The sequence below is a fragment of the Pseudomonas sp. GV085 genome (assembly GCF_003050925.1).
Taxonomy (GTDB): domain Bacteria; phylum Pseudomonadota; class Gammaproteobacteria; order Pseudomonadales; family Pseudomonadaceae; genus Aquipseudomonas.
Genome location: NZ_QAOV01000001.1, coordinates 508,759 through 528,937 on the forward strand (window position 1 = coordinate 508,759; position 20,179 = coordinate 528,937).

Annotated in this window: 17 protein-coding genes and 1 tRNA gene; 4 read left to right on the plus strand and 14 right to left on the minus strand. The window is 55.8% G+C overall.

Features of this window, described 5'->3' with window-relative positions; genetic code table 11:
- The first annotated feature begins 115 nt into the window (after nt 1-115).
- Nucleotides 116-1,558, plus strand: coding sequence for a magnesium transporter (mgtE, locus tag C8K63_RS02395; RefSeq protein ID WP_108215218.1), 1,443 nt, complete (start codon nt 116-118; stop codon nt 1,556-1,558).
- Between the two features lie 236 nt (nt 1,559-1,794).
- Here the strand turns inward: mgtE and C8K63_RS02405 are convergent, their stop codons facing one another.
- The 3 genes from C8K63_RS02405 to C8K63_RS02415 form a co-directional block, all read right to left on the minus strand.
- Nucleotides 1,795-2,121 carry an Arc family DNA-binding protein gene (locus C8K63_RS02405; protein WP_003178899.1) on the minus strand — a complete coding sequence of 109 codons (327 nt, stop codon included), beginning with the start codon at nt 2,119-2,121 and terminating at the stop codon, nt 1,795-1,797.
- Between the two features lie 411 nt (nt 2,122-2,532).
- Nucleotides 2,533-2,712 carry a PA3371 family protein gene (locus tag C8K63_RS02410; RefSeq protein WP_108215473.1) on the minus strand — a complete coding sequence of 60 codons (180 nt, stop codon included), beginning with the start codon at nt 2,710-2,712 and terminating at the stop codon, nt 2,533-2,535.
- A gap of 24 nt (nt 2,713-2,736) precedes the next feature.
- On the minus strand, nt 2,737-2,970 hold the full coding sequence (locus C8K63_RS02415) for a hypothetical protein (RefSeq protein WP_108215219.1): 234 nt from the start codon (nt 2,968-2,970) through the stop codon (nt 2,737-2,739).
- Between the two features lie 289 nt (nt 2,971-3,259).
- Between C8K63_RS02415 and C8K63_RS02420 the strand changes: the two genes are divergently transcribed.
- A tRNA-Arg gene (locus tag C8K63_RS02420) sits at nt 3,260-3,336 on the plus strand.
- An 86-nt stretch (nt 3,337-3,422) separates the two neighbouring features.
- Here C8K63_RS02420 and C8K63_RS02425 read toward each other — a convergent pair.
- Nucleotides 3,423-4,241: a hypothetical protein gene (locus C8K63_RS02425; protein ID WP_146176361.1), complete on the minus strand. Its 819-nt coding sequence runs from the start codon at nt 4,239-4,241 to the stop codon at nt 3,423-3,425.
- Nucleotides 4,242-4,333: 92 nt separating this feature from the next.
- Complete coding sequence (locus tag C8K63_RS02430) at nt 4,334-4,597, minus strand: hypothetical protein (RefSeq protein WP_108215221.1); 264 nt, start codon at nt 4,595-4,597, stop codon at nt 4,334-4,336.
- Nucleotides 4,598-5,029: 432 nt separating this feature from the next.
- Here C8K63_RS02430 and C8K63_RS02435 point away from each other — a divergent pair, with 432 nt between their 5' ends.
- Together C8K63_RS02435 and C8K63_RS30030 are read left to right on the plus strand one after the other, a co-directional pair.
- Nucleotides 5,030-6,154, plus strand: a complete 1,125-nt coding sequence (locus C8K63_RS02435) for a hypothetical protein (RefSeq protein ID WP_146176362.1) — start codon at nt 5,030-5,032, stop codon at nt 6,152-6,154.
- A 290-nt stretch (nt 6,155-6,444) separates the two neighbouring features.
- Nucleotides 6,445-6,768 carry a hypothetical protein gene (locus C8K63_RS30030; protein WP_146176363.1) on the plus strand — a complete coding sequence of 108 codons (324 nt, stop codon included), beginning with the start codon at nt 6,445-6,447 and terminating at the stop codon, nt 6,766-6,768.
- A gap of 106 nt (nt 6,769-6,874) precedes the next feature.
- Here the strand turns inward: C8K63_RS30030 and C8K63_RS30290 are convergent, their stop codons facing one another.
- From C8K63_RS30290 to C8K63_RS02475, 9 genes are all read right to left on the minus strand, one after another.
- A complete protein-coding gene (locus tag C8K63_RS30290) occupies nt 6,875-7,012 on the minus strand; it encodes a hypothetical protein (RefSeq protein ID WP_158273920.1) in 138 nt (45 codons plus the stop codon).
- 141 nt (nt 7,013-7,153) lie between these two features.
- Nucleotides 7,154-7,912, minus strand: a complete 759-nt coding sequence (locus tag C8K63_RS02440; protein WP_108215223.1) for an amino acid ABC transporter ATP-binding protein — start codon at nt 7,910-7,912, stop codon at nt 7,154-7,156.
- Nucleotides 7,912-8,583, minus strand: a complete 672-nt coding sequence (locus C8K63_RS02445; protein WP_108215224.1) for an amino acid ABC transporter permease — start codon at nt 8,581-8,583, stop codon at nt 7,912-7,914. The genes C8K63_RS02440 and C8K63_RS02445 overlap by 1 nt, the downstream gene beginning before the upstream one ends.
- Before the next feature lie 56 nt (nt 8,584-8,639).
- Nucleotides 8,640-9,470 (minus strand): basic amino acid ABC transporter substrate-binding protein, encoded by an 831-nt coding sequence (locus tag C8K63_RS02450; RefSeq protein WP_256594877.1) that lies wholly within the window; start codon nt 9,468-9,470, stop codon nt 8,640-8,642.
- A 68-nt stretch (nt 9,471-9,538) separates the two neighbouring features.
- On the minus strand, nt 9,539-10,078 hold the full coding sequence (locus C8K63_RS02455; RefSeq protein WP_108215225.1) for an ureidoglycolate lyase: 540 nt from the start codon (nt 10,076-10,078) through the stop codon (nt 9,539-9,541).
- A 106-nt stretch (nt 10,079-10,184) separates the two neighbouring features.
- Nucleotides 10,185-11,537: an amidase gene (locus C8K63_RS02460; protein ID WP_108215226.1), complete on the minus strand. Its 1,353-nt coding sequence runs from the start codon at nt 11,535-11,537 to the stop codon at nt 10,185-10,187.
- 5 nt (nt 11,538-11,542) lie between these two features.
- Entirely contained in the window at nt 11,543-12,220 is a 678-nt protein-coding gene (locus tag C8K63_RS02465) for a DUF2848 domain-containing protein (protein ID WP_108215227.1), read from the minus strand.
- Nucleotides 12,221-12,233: 13 nt separating this feature from the next.
- The gene (locus C8K63_RS02470; RefSeq protein WP_108215228.1) at nt 12,234-12,926 is read right to left on the minus strand and encodes a GntR family transcriptional regulator; all 693 of its coding nucleotides are present in this window, start codon (nt 12,924-12,926) and stop codon (nt 12,234-12,236) included.
- Nucleotides 12,927-13,932: 1,006 nt separating this feature from the next.
- A complete protein-coding gene (locus C8K63_RS02475; RefSeq protein WP_108215229.1) occupies nt 13,933-20,175 on the minus strand; it encodes a DEAD/DEAH box helicase in 6,243 nt (2,080 codons plus the stop codon).
- Between the last annotated feature and the right edge of the window lie 4 nt (nt 20,176-20,179).

The following is a 20,179-nucleotide window of genomic DNA, read 5'->3' on the forward strand; positions in this document are numbered from 1 at the left end:
TTGTGGAATACCTCCATGGACTTACCCAGTAGTTACTCAGTACCCCGTTTCACCAATCATGAATTGACTGATTGATCCTTCCGGCGTGCCCCGCTGCTGGGAGTGGAGTTCGCCTATGTCCGAAGTTGAAGTAAAGAAAACGCAGGAAAGCTTGCAGGATCGCCTGGCTCAGGTGGTTGAGTTGCTGCAGCGCCAGCGAGTGATAGAAGACCTGACTCACCGCCAGGAAGGCCCGCATCATGACCGGGTCGAGAACCTGGTCCACCGGCAGAACCTCGTCGAGTTGCAACGCAAGCTCGATGACCTGCACTCCGCCGACGTCGCCTACATCCTTGAAGCCTTGCCGCTGGACGATCGTCTGACGCTCTGGCAACTGGTCAAGGCCGATCGCGACGGCGACATCCTTCTTGAAGTATCCGATTCGGTTCGTGAAACCCTGATCGCCGACATGGACGATCACGAGCTCCTGGCAGCCGCCAAGGACATGGATGCCGACGAACTCGCTGACCTGGCCTCCGAGCTGCCGCGAGACGTCGTCCATGAGCTCATGGAGACCCTCGACCAGCAACAACGCGAACGTGTGCGTTCGGCACTGTCCTACGACGAGGAGCAGGTCGGTGCGCTGATGGACTTCGAGATGGTGACCATCCGCGAGGATGTCAGCCTCGAAGTGGTCTTGCGTTATCTGCGCCGTCTCAAGGAGTTGCCGGGCCATACCGACAAACTGTTCGTGGTCGATTACGACGGTGTCCTCAAGGGTGTGTTGCCGATCAAGCGTTTGCTGGTCAACGATCCGGATAAACAGGTTTCCGAGGTGATGGCCAGCGATCCGGTGAGTTTCCACCCGGACGAAGACGCCTACGATGCGGCCCAGGCCTTCGAGCGTTACGACTTGATCTCCGCGCCTGTGGTCGACAAGAACGGCAAGCTGATCGGCCGTCTGACCATCGATGAAATGGTCGACCTGATCCGTGAAGAGAGCGAAAGCGAAGTTCTCAACATGGCGGGTCTGCGTGAAGAAGAAGACATTTTTGCGTCGGTCTGGAAATCCCTGCGTAACCGTTGGGCCTGGCTGGCGATCAACCTGATTACCGCATTCGTGGCTTCTCGGGTCATCGGTTTGTTTGAAGGTTCGATCGAGAAGCTCGTGGCGCTTGCGGCGTTGATGCCGATCGTGGCGGGGATCGGTGGTAACTCGGGCAACCAGACCATCACCATGATTGTTCGGGCCATGGCGCTGGACCAGGTGAGCACCGGCAATACCTCGCGCCTGATGCGCAAGGAATTGGCCGTCGCGTTGATCAACGGCGTGATCTGGGGCGGGGTGATTGGCCTGGTTGCCTACATGCTCTATCACAGTTGGTCATTGGGCGTGGTGATGACTGCCGCGATGACGCTCAACCTGTTGCTGGCGGCATTGATGGGGGTCTTGATTCCGATGACCCTGGCGAAGATGGGGCGTGATCCTGCGATGGGCGCCAGTGTGATGATTACTGCCGTGACCGACAGCGGAGGCTTTTTCATCTTCCTGGGGCTTGCGACAATCTTCCTGCTCTAAAGTCCGTTTCACTGAAACCCGCCGTCAGGCGTAATGCTGTTGTAGGAGCGAGCTTGCTCGCGATGGTCGTCAACGATAACGCGTATTTACTGGCTAAACGCGGCGCTCTTGAGTCCATCGCGAGCAAGCTCGCTCCTACAGGGACCACAGCATTACGCCGTCAGGCGGTTTTTTTGTGCCCGGATTTCAGGCAAAAAAAAGCCAGCGATCAGGCTGGCTTGCGCTTTCTGGCTGAATCAGGACGCGTCGGCGGCCATTTCAGCGTCATGGGCGATCAGCGAAACCAGGGCGTTCTGCTGTCTGTGGGAGAGTTGGCGGAAGCGCTGTAGCAGCTCGCGTTCGTGCAAGGAAAGCTCCGGGCTGTCCAGGCGCATGCTCAGCTCTTCTCCCAGTGCACCTTCCTGAATAAGACTTTGCTCAAGGCGCGCGATGATTTCGGAGTTCATGCTGCGATGATGATTGCGAGCCACCTCGGCAATGCGTTCACGCATTCCGTCTGGCAGACGTACGACGAACTTGTCAGCCGTACGGCTGGAATAAATTGCCTGTTTCAATGGGCGCATATATTTAACCGGTTAGTTCAGGGGAGCGGTTTTCGGGATTGGCCGCAGGATGTCTGGTAGGACAAGCGCTCTGACCAAATGTTCAACCTGAATTGATAGAGGTGCGCATCATGCCCCAAGCAAGCCAGATCCTTGGCGTCAATTCTGTGACAAATATTGAACTGTATAAAGGCGTTCTGCCAGCACCAATTATCAGAAATGCGAATTAGTTTGAAAAGTTCGACCGGGCCGTATCGTCTAACGCGTCTGCACCCGACGAAAGATTTCTGACGGGCCGCAAAAGCGGACTCGATCACTGCTCCTTGCCTTTACAGGATAGTGGCAAATGGCCGATTTACTAGGGAGCGTCGTCTGGAGGGGGGGAATTCAGGATGGATGGCAGGCCTTTGCGCCGGATCTGCCATACCTGGATTAACGCAGGACCGGATCAAACTTGATCTTGCGTCCGGCAATCAGTGCGAGCACGAACAGAGCGCTGAATACACCACAGGCAATCAGGGGAAGGGTAACGACCATGTCCTGGGTCAATGACAGATGAAAAATGCCGCTCAACAAGGCGAGGATGAAGAAACTCGCGGCTGGTTTGGACATGCTGTGCTCCTTGGTGAGGGTCATTCAAAATACCAGGCGCTCCGCAGACGGAGCTGGCACCAGGATGGTTTCCTGGCTGACCTCCTGACTGACAAAGCCGTGCTGGCTGCTCATCACGGCCAACTGCGGCGCTTTCTGCAGTTGAAGGTAATGTGGCATTCGCTGGGCAACCTGCGTAGCACCGCTCTCGTGGGTAAAATGAAAACCCGGCAAAACCGTCAGAGCGATTGCACTCGAGAGTAAAAGGGCGCTGTTCATGAGCGGCCTCCGTAGTTCTGTGAGAACAGCTGAAGCAGCTCGCATGCCAGAGTCTATCGACAATTAAATTCTTTAAAAACAATGAATTAGGATATTTTCGCGAAAGTCGGATCTTGCATTTTGCAATGATGGCTTTTTGCAGTAATGCAATTTGCACGGTAAACAAGTCCGCGCCTTGCCGAGGCGTCTGCCTACACTTAAAAAGCCCAACGGACGACATGACAAAAGCCGGCCCGGCCGTTAACATGCACGCCGTCCATCGCGCCGCGTATCTTCGCGGCCGACTTGTGTCCCAGTAGCTCAATTGGATAGAGCATCCCCCTCCTAAGGGGAAGGCTGGCAGTTCGAACCTGCCCTGGGACACCATATAATTCAAGCGCTTACCATCCTTGGTCTTCTGTCTTTATTTTGCTGGCTATCACTGGGCTAGCTTGGCGCTCTGCATCGATATCCTAAGCGAAGAGTGATTTTGCCTCACAAGCCGGGCAGCGGCAGTCGACGCGGCCAGCAATGGCCCTGGCTTGGATCTGAGCGACGCGACAGGCCGAGCACACGATCGCTTGCGGACGCCATTCGCGGGTGATTGTAGCGCCGTTGCGGTCCTCATCCAGGGCAAGCCAGGTCGCTGCGGCGTGCACGTTCATCCATACCGTCGGCATGCACGGTACCGCGACCACTTCGCCAGGGCGAAGGCTGTTCGCCTTCACGGAGACGTAGTGGATCAGACCGTCATGCTTCAGCTCAAGGATTACGCTACCTGAGTCAATCCGATCGCGGTACTCGAAGCGTTGCGCTTGCTCGTTCCAGGTGGCGATGCCAGGCTGCTCATCGTGAAAGGCCAAGCCATCCGGCACCTCTCGAATGCACCTAGCCAGCGCCTCGGTGTCATTCTGAGTTTCGGTAACCAGCCGATAGCCAGGCTCGCCATTGACGATAATGCCGACGCGACGCGCACGGAGCGGCACGTATGTCTTTGGAGCCTTCCCTCTGGCATTCCTGCCAAGCTTCCACTCGCGCTGCCGGTTCCAGCAGCTCACACAGATGTCGCCACTAACATGGATCAGCCGAAGGTCGGACCGGCCACAGCGAGTACATCTGGTGCCCTGATCCGGATGTCCCGTGATCTTGATCTTGGCAGAAGCCGATGTGGTCTGGAGGGGATCGACTTTGCCAGCGTGCACGGCTCCGATCGGGCAGAAGCGGCAAGCCGATGCCCGCTCATCACCGGCTATGGCCCGCGTGTACCGACCAGAGCAGTCGTCGCTGCTCATGGTGGCGCTCAGCTTCTCGCAACGGAAATGTCGCTTGCCCGGCACCCACTGCAGGTACTCGATTCCATCGGCACAGGGTTGAGGCGCGGTACTCACGGATGCGCCTCAACAGCGAGGCCGAGCCTGACGGCCCGAGCTTCTGATGCACGCATTGGTGGCCAATCATTGCCTTGGGCATCCATTGCGATCGTAGGTGCGAGTGAAGTGCTAAGAGTTTCTTGGTGTTCCTCAGTCGCCATTAGGGCTTTGCGGGTCAGCAGCATGCCCATCTTAAGTACTTCGGGCTGGGTCACCTTGTGCTTAACTGCCAGCGATCGCAGGATCTTGGCGGTGGCATTGTCCAGGGACAGCGTCATTCGGGTTATCCCAGCGGTTTTCAGGCTGTCTCGACGCTTTCTCTGGCGCTGCTTTGGGGTTTTGGGGATGCTCAAAAGTCATATCTCGGTGATCATGCCGTGGTGGCGTGACCACGTTAAAATCACGACTGGGCTAGTAGCGTGGTCACGCACTCACAGTGGGCAGTGACTCTCACCGGTCCCCGGATGTGAAATTTGAGCACTGGTGCCGTTGGCAGCGCTGGAAGAAATAACGCATAGACGTTCAGCGCACTGGTCGTGGCAAAATTGCATCACGAATTTCGCACCACAGTTTGAAAGGATTCCGCCTTGTCTCTAAACCCATACGACAAAGAGTTTAGTCGGCTCACTGCCTCAGTCAGCACACTCGGTCTCAAGATCAGTGAAATCAAGAATTTGTGCGATTGCTATGATCCGGCCCGGAGGCCTGCATTGGACCAGGCAATCCTCAAGGCTGAGGAAAAGCATGCCGAGGAGAAGGCGCGGGTTGAGGCTTATACCGAGCAGCAGCGCAAACTGGTTGCTGAACTGAAGCGTGCGGAAGCCGTCTTCGAGGACAACAAGTGGAGTGTCAAAGGTTGGTTCAGCGGTAGTAATTCCGCAATGTCCCGGGCTCGCGATCAGGCCGTAGCGAATGCGGCCAATCAATACAAGATGCTGAAGAGTGCCCGTGAAAATGAAGCCGCAGCACTCACGGATATTGATAGTTGCCGGCAACAGCTCCAGTTTGCCATTGAGCACTATGGAAAGCGTGAAGCCTATCGCCAGGAAATTTCGGAGTGCGAAAGAAAACGCGAGGAGTTGCTTGCGGAGCTGAAAAAAATCAGTGCCCCCAAAGAGGCTCTGGACAGAGAACTGAAGCCCACTGTGTCTGCTATGGATGCTCTGCGCTCGCAGATGAACGATTTGCGCCGGGACATACAAAAGGCCGAACGGCTCGAATCGGCTCGCAGCAATGCCAGGACCTCTAAAGACAAGTGGGAGGTGCGCAAGGAGTGCGAGCAACTCTTTGGCAAGGCCAATCCTAGCTCGGTGGTAACGCAGAAGCGAAAAGCTCTCGAACCTCTTGAGCGTGATTTACGGAAGCACTCGAAGCATGCAACCACCATCGTAAGGCGTCATACCATGATGGTCGACAGCATCGTCATAGACGGCAGCAACCTGTGTTATTCACGAAACGATTTTATCGGCATCATGGTCGTGGCGACCGTTGCCAATCACCTTGCCGAGAAGCACCCGGTCACAGTGGTCTTTGACGCTTCCATTCGACGGAAACTGGGCATGGGAGATGATGAGATCCGCGCCCAGTTTAGTGACAAGGTCAAGGTACATGTTGTGGCCACGCGTACCAAGGCCGACTCTTTGGTCCTCAAGGAAGCAGCCGGGGTCAACTGTTGGGTGATCTCGAACGATCGCTTCGTGGAGTTCGTAACTGAGCCGGTGGTAAGCGAGGATCGGATCATTCGCCATGAAATCACTGAAGAGGCTGTCTACATCGCGCAGCTCGGTCTTGAGTTGTCGCTTCCGATCAGACAGCAGTCGCAGTGTCACGGTTAGCGTCCCTAGGGGGGGGGGCTGCCATCTGGGGCCAATCGAAAGCGCCTAAATGCAATGGTCTTCACAGCTCTGGTGGCGCTTTTCAGTGTGCCATTATCGGCCTGGGTTGAGCTCTGCTCGGGAAGGCATCCTGTAGCCAGCTAAGCCATAGCCAAGGGCTGCACCTGTGCGTGTATGTAGTCCTGATCGAGAAGACCATGTGGATGACGTTGCAGCAAATGGGAAAAGTTGAGCCGCTCGTCGCTGTGGCCCCCCCCTGATCTAGGCGACCTCAATCACTGGTAGAAATAATGACCAAGCTCCACGCCTGCCCTAAGTGCAGCAGCACTGATTGTGATTCCCTTCAGGTTCTGCACGAAGCTGGAGTCGAGAAACTGGATAAGGCGCTGAAGCCGCCTTCGAATCCTGGCATCGTCAGCTGCATTGTCACGCTGTTACTTTCGTGTGTTCTGTTGTTTATTCGTCATCCCATCACTATTGCGATTGCGGTGTTTTTATTGTTCAGCGCCCTGGGGCAGTTTTCAGGCAGGAAGGGTAACTCTAAGAAATACCTCCAGTGGACAAGAACCTATCGCTGTAATAGTTGTGGTAAGGCCTTTTTGCCTAAGCACTAGGCTTTAGTCCCAGCTTGGCCAAAGCGCTTGAAACGAGCCATGCGTCCTTTGGTCGAGGAGGGTGGTGTACGTATGGGCATAGCAACGGTTCTTTGTATGTTCCGCACTAGTGTGTCGCGCGGCTGGCCAGATCGATAAGCTGTTCGGTCTGGTCGATGGTTTCAAGAACCAACACGGTCCGCAGTTCGCGCTGCGAAATTGCACTCCACTTGACCACCTGTTTGCATTCGACTTGACCAGTCATTTGCATTCGTTCTGACCACCGATTGCATCGGATTTGACCAGCAGGCTTTGTAACCAGATTTGGCCATAAATTAGCCGACTCACATTGTTTGACATGGCTCTGATAATCTCTGAGCCATGTCAAACTTCTAAACTAAGGAGCTCAGGATTGTTTCAGCACACTGGCAAAAAACGCTTTGGTCCGGTCATGTTTTGGATTTTCAAACAGATCTTTTGGTGATCCTTGCTCCAGGATTCGTCCTTCATGTATGTAAACAGCTCGATCCGCCACTTCTCGAGCGAAGTTCATTTCATGAGTGACGATAATCATCGTCATCCCCGAATTGGCGAGCTCGCGCATCACATCGAGGACCTCACTGACCATCTCCGGATCAAGCGCTGAGGTGGGCTCATCGAACAACATCAATTTCGGCTCCATGGCCAAAGCCCGAGCGATGGCAACACGTTGCTGCTGGCCTCCTGACAATTGCCCCGGATATTTCTGCGCGTGTTCGGCGATGCGCACGCGTTGTAACAACTCCAGCGCCTGCTTCTCACTGTCAGCGCGACTCTTGCCGCGTACTTTGCGAGGCGCCAAGGTGATGTTCTCAAGCACGGTCTTATGCGGAAACAGATTGAACTGCTGGAACACCATTCCCGCCTCTTTGCGGATCTCCTTGAGTAACCGCAACTTCGGGTGCTTGGCGGGAAGGATCAGGTTGTCCACCTCGATACTGCCCTCGGAGTAGGTTTCGAGGCCGTTCATACAACGGATCAAGGTCGACTTGCCGGAACCACTGGCCCCCAGGACGACCACCACTTCACCCACGGCTACCTGCATATCAATCCCTTTCAGGACGTGTACATTGCCGTAGTGCTTGTGCAGATTTTCGACTGTAACAATGACTTGTGAAGTTGCCATCAGCGCGATCGTCCCGTGAGTTGAGTGCGTTCATAGAAGTTAATCAGCGCCGACAGGCTCAAGGTGATTGCCAGGTACAGCACACCGATCATCAAGTAGACCTCCAGGGCATTGAAAGTCGCTGCGATGTAGATCTGTCCTTGACGCACCAATTCGCCAATGCCGATGACAGAGAACAGTGACGTATCTTTGATGCTGGTAATGGCCTGATTGCCGAGTGCTGGCGCCATGCGCTTGAGTGCTTGTGGCCAGGTGATGTGGGTGAAGGTCTGCAACGGTCCCAATCCCAGAGAAAGCCCGGCCTCCCTTTGGCCCCGATCAATCGAACCAACACCGCCACGCACGACTTCGGAAATATAGGCACCTGAGTTCACCGCAATCGCTGCGACCGCCGCGGTGAATGGGTCCAGCGGGTGACCGATGATGGCCGGCAGGCCATAGAAGATGAACAACACTTGCACCAAGATCGGCGTACCACGAAATATCTCAACGTACACCGTGGCCAGCACACGCAGATACCACTGCGGCGCGAGTCGAAGCATGCCAAACATAACGCCAAGCACCATGCCGATGAGCACACCGATCACCGAAATCAACAACGTCATGGGCAGGCCGTTAAGCAACGCCGAGACACTATCGAACGCTGCTTGCCAATCGAACTGAAAATTCATTTTGACCCTCTGCACAAAAGCGGTGCCGCGCACTGTCGGCACCCGATTCGAACGACTTACTGCGTGACGTCAGCGGACTTGGATGGCTGCGTACCAAACCATTTTTGATAGAGCGTGGCGTACGTACCGTTTGCCTTGACGGTTTCCAGGGCTTTGTTCGTTGGCTCCAGCCACTTGCTACCCTTGGTGAAAGCAATGCCGTATTGTTCGCCGTGATAGAGCGGCCCCACGACTTTGGCCTTGCCTTTACCCGCATTGGCGGCGTAGTTGGCGATCACCGGCTGATCACCCACAACGGCATCGGCGCTGCCTGCAGCCAAGGCCAGGAACGCGGTGGCGTAAGTCGAGTAAGGCACCAGCTTGACGTCGCTACCGAGGGTTTGCTGAGTGAAGGTGTATCCCGTGGAACCCGTCAGCGCCGCCACGGTTTTACCTTTCAGATCCTCAAAATTACTGATCCCCTGGCCACTCTCCTTCACAAGAATCTGCAAGCCGGAATCGTAGTAAGGCATCGAAAAATCAATCACTTTCTTGCGCGCATCCGTGATGGTGATGCTAGACGCCGAGGCTTCGACGTTGCCGCTTTGCAGGGCCGGAATAATCCCCGCGAAATCCAGAGGCAAAACCTGCACTTCATAACCTGCAATCGGCCCCAACGCCCGCATCAGATCCATGTCAAAGCCTTGCATCTGCTGGCTTTTCTGGTCCATGAAGGCAAACGGCAGAAAGCTTGGATCCGCGGCTACTTTCAAGGTGGGCAATGGTGCCGCCTGCAGCCATCCGCAGGTGCTCAGCAGAGCGACGGCAACTAACCCACGGTGCCTGCTTGCGGCGTTTGAGTGGAATGAAACAGTGGCTTTCTTGAACATCGAAGCGAGCGTTTTCATTTTGTTTCTCTCTTATGGAAAACAGACTGGCAGGATTAAAAGTGACGCCTTGGCAGGCTGATGTTTTTTTAGAGTGCAGGGGTGCCCAGGGTTAGCGGCTCGATGGGTTCAAGGGCGCTTTCTGCCATGACATGGCCCTGAAGCAAGTGATCAATCAACTCAACGGTGGTGGAACTACGGGTCAACATCAGGCAAGTAACCTGGCCCTCCTTGACCCTGGACGCATGCCAACATCCAGGTCGCATGCAGATGCCCTTGCCAGGGGCAATGCTGAAAGCCTTGATCGTGCCGCTATCAACTGAGCCATCCGCGTGGCTGAGTGCGACGATATGGATGACTTCGCCCGTCAACGGCACAATCGCCTGTTCGGTCAACCGATGGACCTCAAGGGTCGTAATTGCTGCGCGGCTGCGATAATTGACCCAGAGCACTTCAGTTGCGCCCTGCTCACCCGGTTCAAACAAATGGGCATGCCAGAAGTCGGTATCCGGGTTGCTGAATCCCGGCAGATCACCCGCAGGATCGAAAGCTTCACCCAGCACTCGGCCATAAGGCGCAAATGCATGGGAGGTCAGAGGCTCGATGTGTAAAAGCTCAGTTCGGTTCATCACGGTCTCCACATCCAAATTTCAGGCGCACGATGCCCACGACGCCTTTGTCGACGATAATCAGGCAGGAATAAAACGCAGGATCTGCCTGCGAGAGGCGCCAGTTCTAAAGGTTCAGCGGGAATCGCAAACAACGCTCGATTGACAGGCCGACACTGAGAATGTGCCGGTCGTGGCCTGCCAATCCGGCAATTGAAAGCCCCACTGGCAAGGTCTCGCCTGCTCCGTGGCATGGCAGGCTCAGCGCGCACCCATCAAGAAAATTGATCACACTCGGGTTGCGCAGCACCAAGGCGTTGGTTGCAAAAAAACGCTCGTCATTGGCTTGCAACTCGCTCAATTGCGGCGCGGTAATCGCCACCGTTGGCATCAGCCAAGCGTCAGCCGCCTCCAAGTGTTTTCGCGCACAAGCAATAAGCCGGGCTCTGTGCTTTTGCAGTTCAAGGTAGTCGTAGGCGCTCAAGGATTCACCCCTCCGAATGCGCTGTGCGACCCGCGGGTCATACAAATCGGCACCCGGCCCTTGCAGCCAAGGCCGATGCAAATGCCAAGCTTCTGCGGCGGTCAAACCGCCGGCGGCATTGATTCCGGGAAGTTCATAGAGTTCGGGAAAACCGAACCGCACAATCTCGGCGCCGGCGTTTGAGAGTCGCTTGAGCGTGCGCTCGAAAGCGCTGGCTGTTGCGGCGTCGAGGCCATCAAGCACGTAGTCGTCAGTCACCAGTAACCGTAAACCCGATAACGGCATTGGTACGGGGTTAAGCCGCTCAGCACTCAACACTTCATCCAATAGCACACAATCTTCGACACTGCGCGCCAATGGGCCAACGGAGTCCAGACTTTCGGACAATGCGAAGCTGCCCTGGACAGGAACACGCCTGGCGGTTGGCTTGAAGCCCGTCAAGCCGCAAAACGCCGACGGTATTCTGACCGAGCCACCGGTATCGGTTCCGAGTGCGGCCACAGCCATGTCCCCAGCCACGCTGATCGCTGCACCGGAGCTTGAACCGCCAGCGATCCGTGCCGGGTCCCACGGAAGCACGGGCGTACCGAAATGCGGATTCAAGCCCAGGCCAGAAAAGGCGAATTCACTCATATTGGTGCGCCCCAGCAGTATCGCGCCGGCGGCTTTCAATCGAGCCACGACAATTGCATCGGTCGATGCCGGCTCTGCTTGCGCTAACAAACGCGAGCCAGCTGCGGTGACTTGTCCCTCTACGTCAAACAGATCCTTAATCGAGATCGGTATCCCAGCCAATAGCGGCAATGCTGCTCCTGATGATCGGGCCTTGTCGCTAGCGATCGCGCACACCCGTGCGCTCTCGAAGTCAACGCTTACGTAAGCACTGCCACCTGCATTACGGTGCTCGACAATACGGTCAATCGCCGCGTCGACCAGGGCCAGGCTAGAGGTCAACCCGTCACTCAGGTCTTGGGCTATTTGAGCAATCGATTTCATGCGGGTTACTCCGCCATCGGCAAAGGGTCTACCGCGTAACGATGGTGCAAGCTGCGCTGGAGTACCGGATCATGCAACTCCATCTCAAACGCTTCGCCATAACCCAACTCACCGAGAACCGGTTGGGTACCGCAAAACATAGCTGTATAGGGAGGCAACTGCGCCTGTTCATTGAGCTTGGCCAGCAGTTGTTCAGGCGCCAGTAGCCCCGTGACCGGACCTTCCTGGTACAACTCTCGCTGGCCACCGCGGATGCGCCAGGTGCGCATGACCAGTTGGTCCCAGTGCGGTGCGACTTGCGCATACCGCCAGACCTGAATACCAATCGGCTTATCGCACATCTGTTTGGATACGGTGACGTCGTAGCTTTCAACCTTGCGGTCGGTATGGTCAGAACCCAGCCCGATCATCAAACCTTCATCACTGGGGATCAGCACGAACTCCGTCTCGCCGGAAGAGAAAGTTCCTGGTACCTGAATTCGTTCTGCCGGATTCAACAGGCTGGCAGAAACCCGATAGAAACAAGGCACCTGCGTCGGCCGACGGACGCCAATAGCCTCGAGCTCAAGGATGTGGTGTTCGACCGCTGCCAAGTCGCGCCCTGCCCATCCGGCAATAATTAGATGGTCGATCCGCAGCGTCAGATTGCCATGGTCGGCCACTTGAAAAGTCAGTTGTGTCATGGGAGATCCTTGATCAGAGTGTGCGCATGATTGCGCGGCGGAAATCATCGATGTGGTCGTGGATAGCCGTGATCGCTCCCTCAGCGTCACGGCTCTCCAGAGCGCTCAATATCTGCATGTGCTCTTGATAGATGCGCTCACTGTGACTGGCATCAGAAACGGTCAAAAACCAGAAGCGCGCTTGTTTTTCATGCAGATTACGCAGCAGATCGGCTAACACTTTGTTGCGGGCAGCCGAGGAGATTGCCAGATGAAATTGAAGATCGACTGACATCAATCCGGGTACATCACGACGACGCAGCAACTCCGGAGTGCGATCAAGAATTTCATGCATGGCGAGAAAGTCGGTTTCATGAGCACGCTCCAGCGCCAGCTTCACGCACAGTTGCTCATTGGTCACGCGCACCTCAATCATGTCGAGCACGTCGTTGAGCGATAGCGGCGTGACCATCACACCCTTGCGCGGCAGGATGATCACCATGCCCTCCATCTCCAGGCGATGAAGCGCTTGGTGGATCGGCGTGCGACCGAGCCCCAGCAGGCTGGTCAAGTGCGCTTCATTGATCGGCTCACCGGGGCGAAACTCACAGGTAATGATTCGCTGCTTGATTTGCGAGTAAGCCAGTTCACGCAGATTTGCCGCGCCGTTGGCAGGTGTATTTGCAGTGGAGGAGGACTGCATTCCGAGATCGATAGGTTCAAGCATGGTGAAAACCTCTAAAAACACTCTGATATATCACAGTGTTTTCAGAAAGCATGAGCCATGCCAATTCCCCCGCATGCGCCTTAAGGCCCTAGCTAGAAGTCTATTGGGGATTTTTAGATCTTTTTCGATGAGTACTAGAAGTGATACACATTGTATCAAATACTCAAGCTTGCGTTATGTATGGGTATTTTGTACACGCATCACTCGGCATCGCTCATTAAGACTGAAATCCTCTACGATCTACCTACGGCTCCACCTGTGGTCTCGGTAAAGCCCTTTTATGATCCTGATTCAGCGTCACTACCTTGTCTCTTGCTCGAAAGCGGAGGTGGCAGCTTTGGGTTCTGGCTGTGTGAAAACGTTTTAGAGCTGGTTTGACAGTCAGAACCGCAACGAAAATCGCGTTCACCCGAAAATTTTAGGTCTGCTGACTAACCAAGCGCTGACAGATTGTACGTAGCAACGCAGACTTCAAAGCGGGGCAGCCTTTTTACACAGCCTCGGCCGTTATCTGCCAGTCACGACTGGTTGGTTTGGGTCGTTCTCTGCAGGTCACGGCCACGAAGCGTGCCGGTCAAATCCGATGCAAATGATTGGTCAAGTCGAGTGCAAATGGGTGGGCAGGTCTGTGCAATTACCCATCGCGCCGCACATGCTTTCCGCAGTCCTCATCCAGCCCCTCGTTCAGCACTACCTCAGTACGGCTTTGTACATTGCAGATTCCTGCATTTCGCGGAGGCTGAGGATATGAAAGGGGCGAACTATAATCCTGCTCGGACGTTCACTGTGGCACCCGGTCTTTGAGTCATACACAGCGGTGAGGTGGACCATTGCAGGGTTCTTCACGAAGGGAATCCTCAGGTAAGAGTGCCGGGCAAGGCGTCACACCGGCGCACTGCCAAACCATAGACCAAGAAGGCTAGCCGTGCGCCGGTGGCAAGACGCAGGGCCCAGATTCTGGGCACCTGCTGCGACAGTTCTGGCGAAGGGAATTCCTCGCACAATGTCACACCCGAACAAACACTTGGGTGTGCCAGCGCTCAGTCACCGTAACGCTGGCGTCTAGTCTGTTCAATGCATCCCCCTGCCTTGTCGCATCCTCTGAAAACCCAAACGCATTCCGATACCGTTGGCCTTGCTGCCGATCCATACGCCAGTAAGAGAAACCCATATCGAGGCGGACTCGAACCTGGCGCCCAGAAGTAAACGTCAAGCGCAGCATACGCCCGTGGTCGATGGCCAGATCGCTTCGCACCTCAGGGGAAAAACCCACGTATTCCAACGCTGCCTGCATCGCTTCATCGCGCTGCTCATGGCTGGGCCAGTCGTGCCATAGAAGTGTGGGTGCTAGGAACGTGGACTGATACTGCTGGCCTGTAACAATCACTCGCGGGCTTGAAGTAGCCTCAGTGACAGCATGGCGCAGCGCATCGACTACCTCAACGAACAGTGCCACGGTAAATGGGTTGCGGATGTACCGATCGGAGTATTCGATGCATTCCAGAACGTCCTGTTGAGCGAAGGCAGTGCGCAGGGCCGGTGAGCGCTCAGTCAGCAACGACCAGAATTGCTTGCCAAACCCAACCAGCTTGCCGCCCACATCTGCCGGTGCGATGTCAATTTCAGTATCGCCGGACACGGGCCGAATTTCAGTTGCCGCAAAGTTGTGTGGGCTAGTTGCTGAGTGATCTGGGTTACCTCGAACGATCAGGCAGCCATCGACGTTTCGAGACCACGAGTTCACCGGAATGCCTAGGGCTTCAGCCTTACTCGCCCAGGCAATCATTGAGTCTGGTAGCTCAAGGGATACCAAGCTGAAATGCGTGTTTCCACTAAGCGTATGGGACCTTGGGACTTCACCATACGACGCGCCGCTATCTACAAGGGCGGCCAGGCGGTAACGATTGCCTTCACCAAGCAGCTCTAACGTCCCCTCGGCTGCAATAAGGCGTACTGACAGCTTCTCTGCGCACCAGGAGGCTACCCGGTCGAGCAGGGTAGATGCGAGCGGTAGGTCCCATTGCTCCGGGCTACCCTGCAAGTAAATGTTGACCGTACCTGAGCCGTGCTTCGCGAGGTGCATTGCAACTGCTTCAAGCAGACTTGTGGTCTCCGCTACGCTGTCTGGCCCAAAGGCTTTTTCATCATCAGGAAGCGAGAGGCCATGACGCCACACGGAGTTTATCCATTCCAGCGCCCTGAGTCGGTCAAGATTGTCAGCGTCAAATCGAGTGTCAAACCCAATCAGGCAGTTCTCGCATGCGCTTTGGCAATGCGGACAATTTAGGGTTTCCTCGACGTCGCTCCAAATGTCGGCGGTGTTGATTTCCAAGGCTGCCTGGGTCGCGTAGCCACCGCTGCGCTGATCAAATACTTGTACGATCTGCACAGCTTGCCCCTCCCATTCCACTTGGCGGGTGCTGAACCCGAGCTCTTCAGGGAGAACGCCGGTGGCTTTGGCAATAGCCTCGCGCAGGGCAACTGAAATGGTAAAGGCCGCGACCTTGTCCCTCAGCCATGCGCCGGTCGTAGGATTGCGCAAAAGCAATTCGATCGCGTCTGTCTCGCCGTCATGCCCAAGTCTGACATTTGACTGAATTTTCCACCTGTTAGTGTGCCCTGGGCATGGCTCGGGCTTATCGTCATACTTTCCTCCGCGGAGCCTCCGATGCGCCCTTGAGGCCGAGCGGAAAATTCCCGGCAAGGTTGACTCGCCCTCGGGAACGTCAGGATCGGGAGTCGAGAGCATCGGCTCCGTCAGGCCACACTCGAGGCACAAGGCGAAGCCTGCATTAAACGCTCCGGCCGTATGGTGGAACATGTGGGCTTTGTCGCTCGCGCGGAAAAACCCGTTCGCCGGGTTTGCCAGAGGCACCCAAGGCTCATTTACGCTCAGTCGGGCAGGCTGAATTGGGACATACGTAGGATGGTCGACATCTGTGTGGGGCAGGTCACCGAATACTACGGCAAAGCCATTGGGTATGAGGTATCGCCAAACTTCGCTTTTTTTGAGGTCGCTGCCGCAACATTCACAATTGCTCGGCTCAAGCATGAACGTGCTTCCGGTTGCTCCACAGGCGTTGCAGCGCCAGGCCCATTTGAACACCTGAGCCTCCTTCACATCGTCCTGGGTAGCAGGCAGCTTCCAGTTCAAGGTTACACCCTGAGAGCGGTACACCAGTCCGTCCAGCACGATCTCGGCGCCGGGGGCATACTCTCGCAACCCTGTGATCCGATCCCGTGAAGGAAGGTCCCGGCTTTGACCCCATTTATCCTCGCGCTGTCTTACCCCATAGACCTTCGCCTTCGGTGCTTTGTAGATAGGGTTGAACGTTACGATATCCGTGGGGAAGCCATAGCCCGGCAGGAATCGCCGTGTGGCGAGCTCTTTCAACAGGTAGGCGCCCGTCAATAAATCCAGCTGAGCCATCAGGGCACGCAAGGCGGCACTTTTAGCCTCATTGCACCCCTCAAAGTAGGCCTTCTCCTGCATGGCATACTCGTAATCCTTCAGCCATGTTTCAGAGATATCGGCGATGCCCTCTGCTGTCCTGCGGCTAAGCACCTCAGGCGTAGTCAGGGCAAGCACCGTACAGTCCACGAGGGCTTTCAACTGGTGGGATACCGGTTCCAGGGTTGGCGCGTCATGCCGGCACCAGTAGCTGAACCTCTCTGCCAGCGAGACGCTATGCCCTGACTCTTGAACGTCACAGGTGAAGAATGAGCCGACAGTCATACCGCGTAGTTCTTCGTAGCCCAGCACTTCCTTGAGCCAGTACGCCAATAAGAATGCGTTCAGGTGACGGGTGATTAGATCGGGACTGCGCAGGGACACCTTGGGAACGACCATATCTGTCACGAATGGCCAATCGGGTTTGGCAAATACATGCTGGTCGTGAGGAGTGCGGCGGCATACGGTGAGCGCGATGGCGCGACCTTCACCACGACGGCCTGCCCGCCCCGCACGCTGGAGGTAGTTAGCAGGTTGGGGGGGCACGTTGTTGTTTGCGACGGCGGAAATCCCACTTATGTCGATGCCCATCTCCATGGTGGTTGAGCAGCTAAGCAAGTTGATCTGACCTTCGCTGAACAGTTTTTCGTAGTCCCGAAGTGTCTTGTCTTTCTGCTGCGCGGAGTGCTCAGCTGCACGGAAATAGGGGGCGCTCTCGATGATGCGGTCATGGAGATCAGACCATAGGCCTTCGTCTTGCAATGCTTTTACTGTGGGGTCAGTGACCAGCCACTGCCGTGCTTCGGCGATGCGCTCACCATCTGTCTTTGCTCCACCGTTTGAGTACGGGTACTTCGGTATCTGAAACTGGGTGAGGGGCAATGAAGGGCTTTGTGAGCCGGCGGCACCATAGGGACTGAGGTTAGCGAAAACCGTGTCCAGGAATTTGCGGGTGACAGGGCATTGCCACACTGTACTGCTGAGCCTGAAGTGGAGCTTGTTTAGATCAAGTTGAACACCTCGAGCCTCGCCGGTGAGCAACTTCGTGGTGTCCGTCAGAGCTTTCCAGGCCTCTTGAAGGAAGTAATTCAGCTTATCCGAGTTGATATCGGGAGATAGCCCGAAAGCGTCGCAGAGTAGATTAATCGGGCGGGATTGACGCTTGCGTCCGACTTTGACGCTTGGCCAGATGCGATACAGCCGCTTCGAGCCCGCATCCAACACTTCGGTCTGGGGAGAAAGGAGAGACTTGGCCATGAAGCGCGTGCCGATGAAACGTTGCCATTCGGGAAGAATGCGGACATAGGTATTTTCCCGGACGAAGAAGTCCAGCAGCACCTTAAGGTATGCACGCCAATCGGTATCAGTGCCCGGCCAGCCAGTCGGAGCGGTGACCGCGCCCAGCTGTGGGTACACAATTTCTACCAGACCCATCGATTCGAGGTTGTTTCGCGCCTTGGGTCGGCGCATGAACTCCCTGGCCAGAAAGATGCCTGCCAACTCAGTCGCACCCACATTGGCAGAAAATAACTCGTCAGCCAACTTGGTGTAGTAGGTCAATATCCCTCCGCCAACGTCTTGGGACATAGCGAGCATCCGGCGCAGTTGATCCCAGGAAAGCACCGCGCCTGACTGCAGCTTGGCTTTAATATCCCGCAGCTTTTGCAACTGTCGTTTGTCTCGAACGCTTAAGAGGTCTCTTTCCTCGTCGGCAATCAATTCCGCCAACTCAGCTTCCTCGTCAGGCGGGAGTTGGCCACCCGTATCCTCGTTGAGCAAATGGTGATAGATCAGACTTCTCACTCGTAGCCGTTCGGAGTCCTGCTGCAGCTTGGCTGCGATACGTGCGGTACCTTGGCGACTATCGGTGAATGAAATCATCTTCCGCCCGCTGAAGGGCTTAGTGAGCGCACCGTCTTTGTCGGCGGGACAGAACTCGAGCAATGCGGGTATCACAGTACTGAGCAGAAGGGGGGTACCGATGACAGCGCTACGGAACAGGACGTTCTGGGGCGCTTCATCTTTGCAGCAAGGGCATTGATCCGAGCCGGCGAGCACCAGAATTTCGAGAAGAGCTGCGTCGCCTTCTGGCTGATGATCGCAGAGACGTTGCTCTTTCCTGTCAAGCCATCGTTCTTCCGTTTCGAGCTCTGCCTTCCGGTTGACGATGAGCCAGCGCTGGCCTCTGCCGCTGGGAGGAGGCGCATGGTCTTCATCTTCATCGTCCGTTTCCCGATCAAGATCCAGGGCGAATTCGTCGACAGCATCGCGCGGCACACTTGAAACGTTCCCGTCCTTTGTCTGTCGACCCAGCAGAAACGCCTCATTGCATGAACCGCAACTCACCAGACTAACGACTGGCGCACCACAAGAGCACTCTGTGCGGTCACTGGTGTGCACCATTCCATATGGCCATTCAGGGTCAGCCAAGGGTGTGTTCGCCTTAGCAGGGCATGCTCTATCAACGCATACTTGCAGCCCCTGGAGAACATCGTGGAACAAATGAAGGCGAAGAGGCAGGAAGAACGGATCATCAATGCCGTCTGGCATTTGGGTGCCCGACAATATGCTAAGCCAGGCCAGCAGTCTTTCAGACGGCACCGACCCCGAGAATGTCGTGCTCAATGAGCTCAACTTATTCACTTGCGTACCGGACTCTGTGATGAATGCGGACCGAAGGGCACGTGCCAATGGGTGGTTAGCCAGTGCTTCGTAGCGCTTGGGACTAGCAACTTGGCCAGCGTCAATCGCGGCAATGTCATTGAAGCTCAGATCGTGCTCGCTGGAAGCAAGGGGTAGGGTGGGAACCTCGCGATGGCCCTGCACAACCTCGATTTGGCTGATGTCGACACCCGCCATATGAGCGAGAAACAATTTGAGTGAGTCGATCGTCTTTTGGTCGCTACCAAAAGTTGCCGACGTAGCAATGAAACGCACATCTTTCGGCTCGACCTTGAACGCGTACATCACGCGGCGTAACAGCAGCGCCATTTCCGCAGCTTGGGAACCAACGTACGTGTGCGCCTCGTCGAGGATGATCCAGCGAAGTTTCTCGGCCGACTGCTCCAGAATCGGAGCGTCGTCTTTGCGCACCAGCATGTACTCGAGCATGGTTGCGTTGGTGACCAGCAAGGGCGGAGCACTTTCTCGCAAACGCGTGCGGTCAGGAACATGGCCCCTAGATGTCTGCGACGAACCTTTCTTAACCGTTGTATTCAATGCCCCGGTATACAGGCAGTAACGAACCTTTCCATCAAACCCGTCGGTCCATGCATCAAGCCGATTTTGCTGGCTGCTGATGAGGGCGTTGAGGGGATAAATCATCAACGCTTGTACGCCCTGTAGAGTGCCGTTGCGCGCCGCGTCCCGGGCCAGGCTATCCAGTACGGGTACCATAAAACATTCGGTTTTGCCCGACCCGGTGCCGCTTGTGACAACGAGTGACTTTGGCTTCTCGCCCCCGAGGATCTGCCAAGCTTCGAGTTGGTGGCTGTAGACCTTTCGATCACGAGGGAACGGGTCTACATTCGTGGAACTCAGCGGCGTAACCATGTTGCGAACGAGACTAGGGTGGAGCAGGTTGCCCTCTAGAGTACCGAGCGACTCTTCGCTTTTTCGCCAACCGAATGTGGGCTCAAACACCGGGTCGGCGAGAATCGCGCCTTTCTGCCCTGGTTCTCCCATCAGCTGCTGAGTGAGGTGTTCACGAAGCGCTGGGTGCTTAAGCGCCAGCAAGCTTTGAATGGCGCGGGTACTGCGATTGCGAAGCTCACCAATCAGGGATTCGAAATAAGTCATGTGG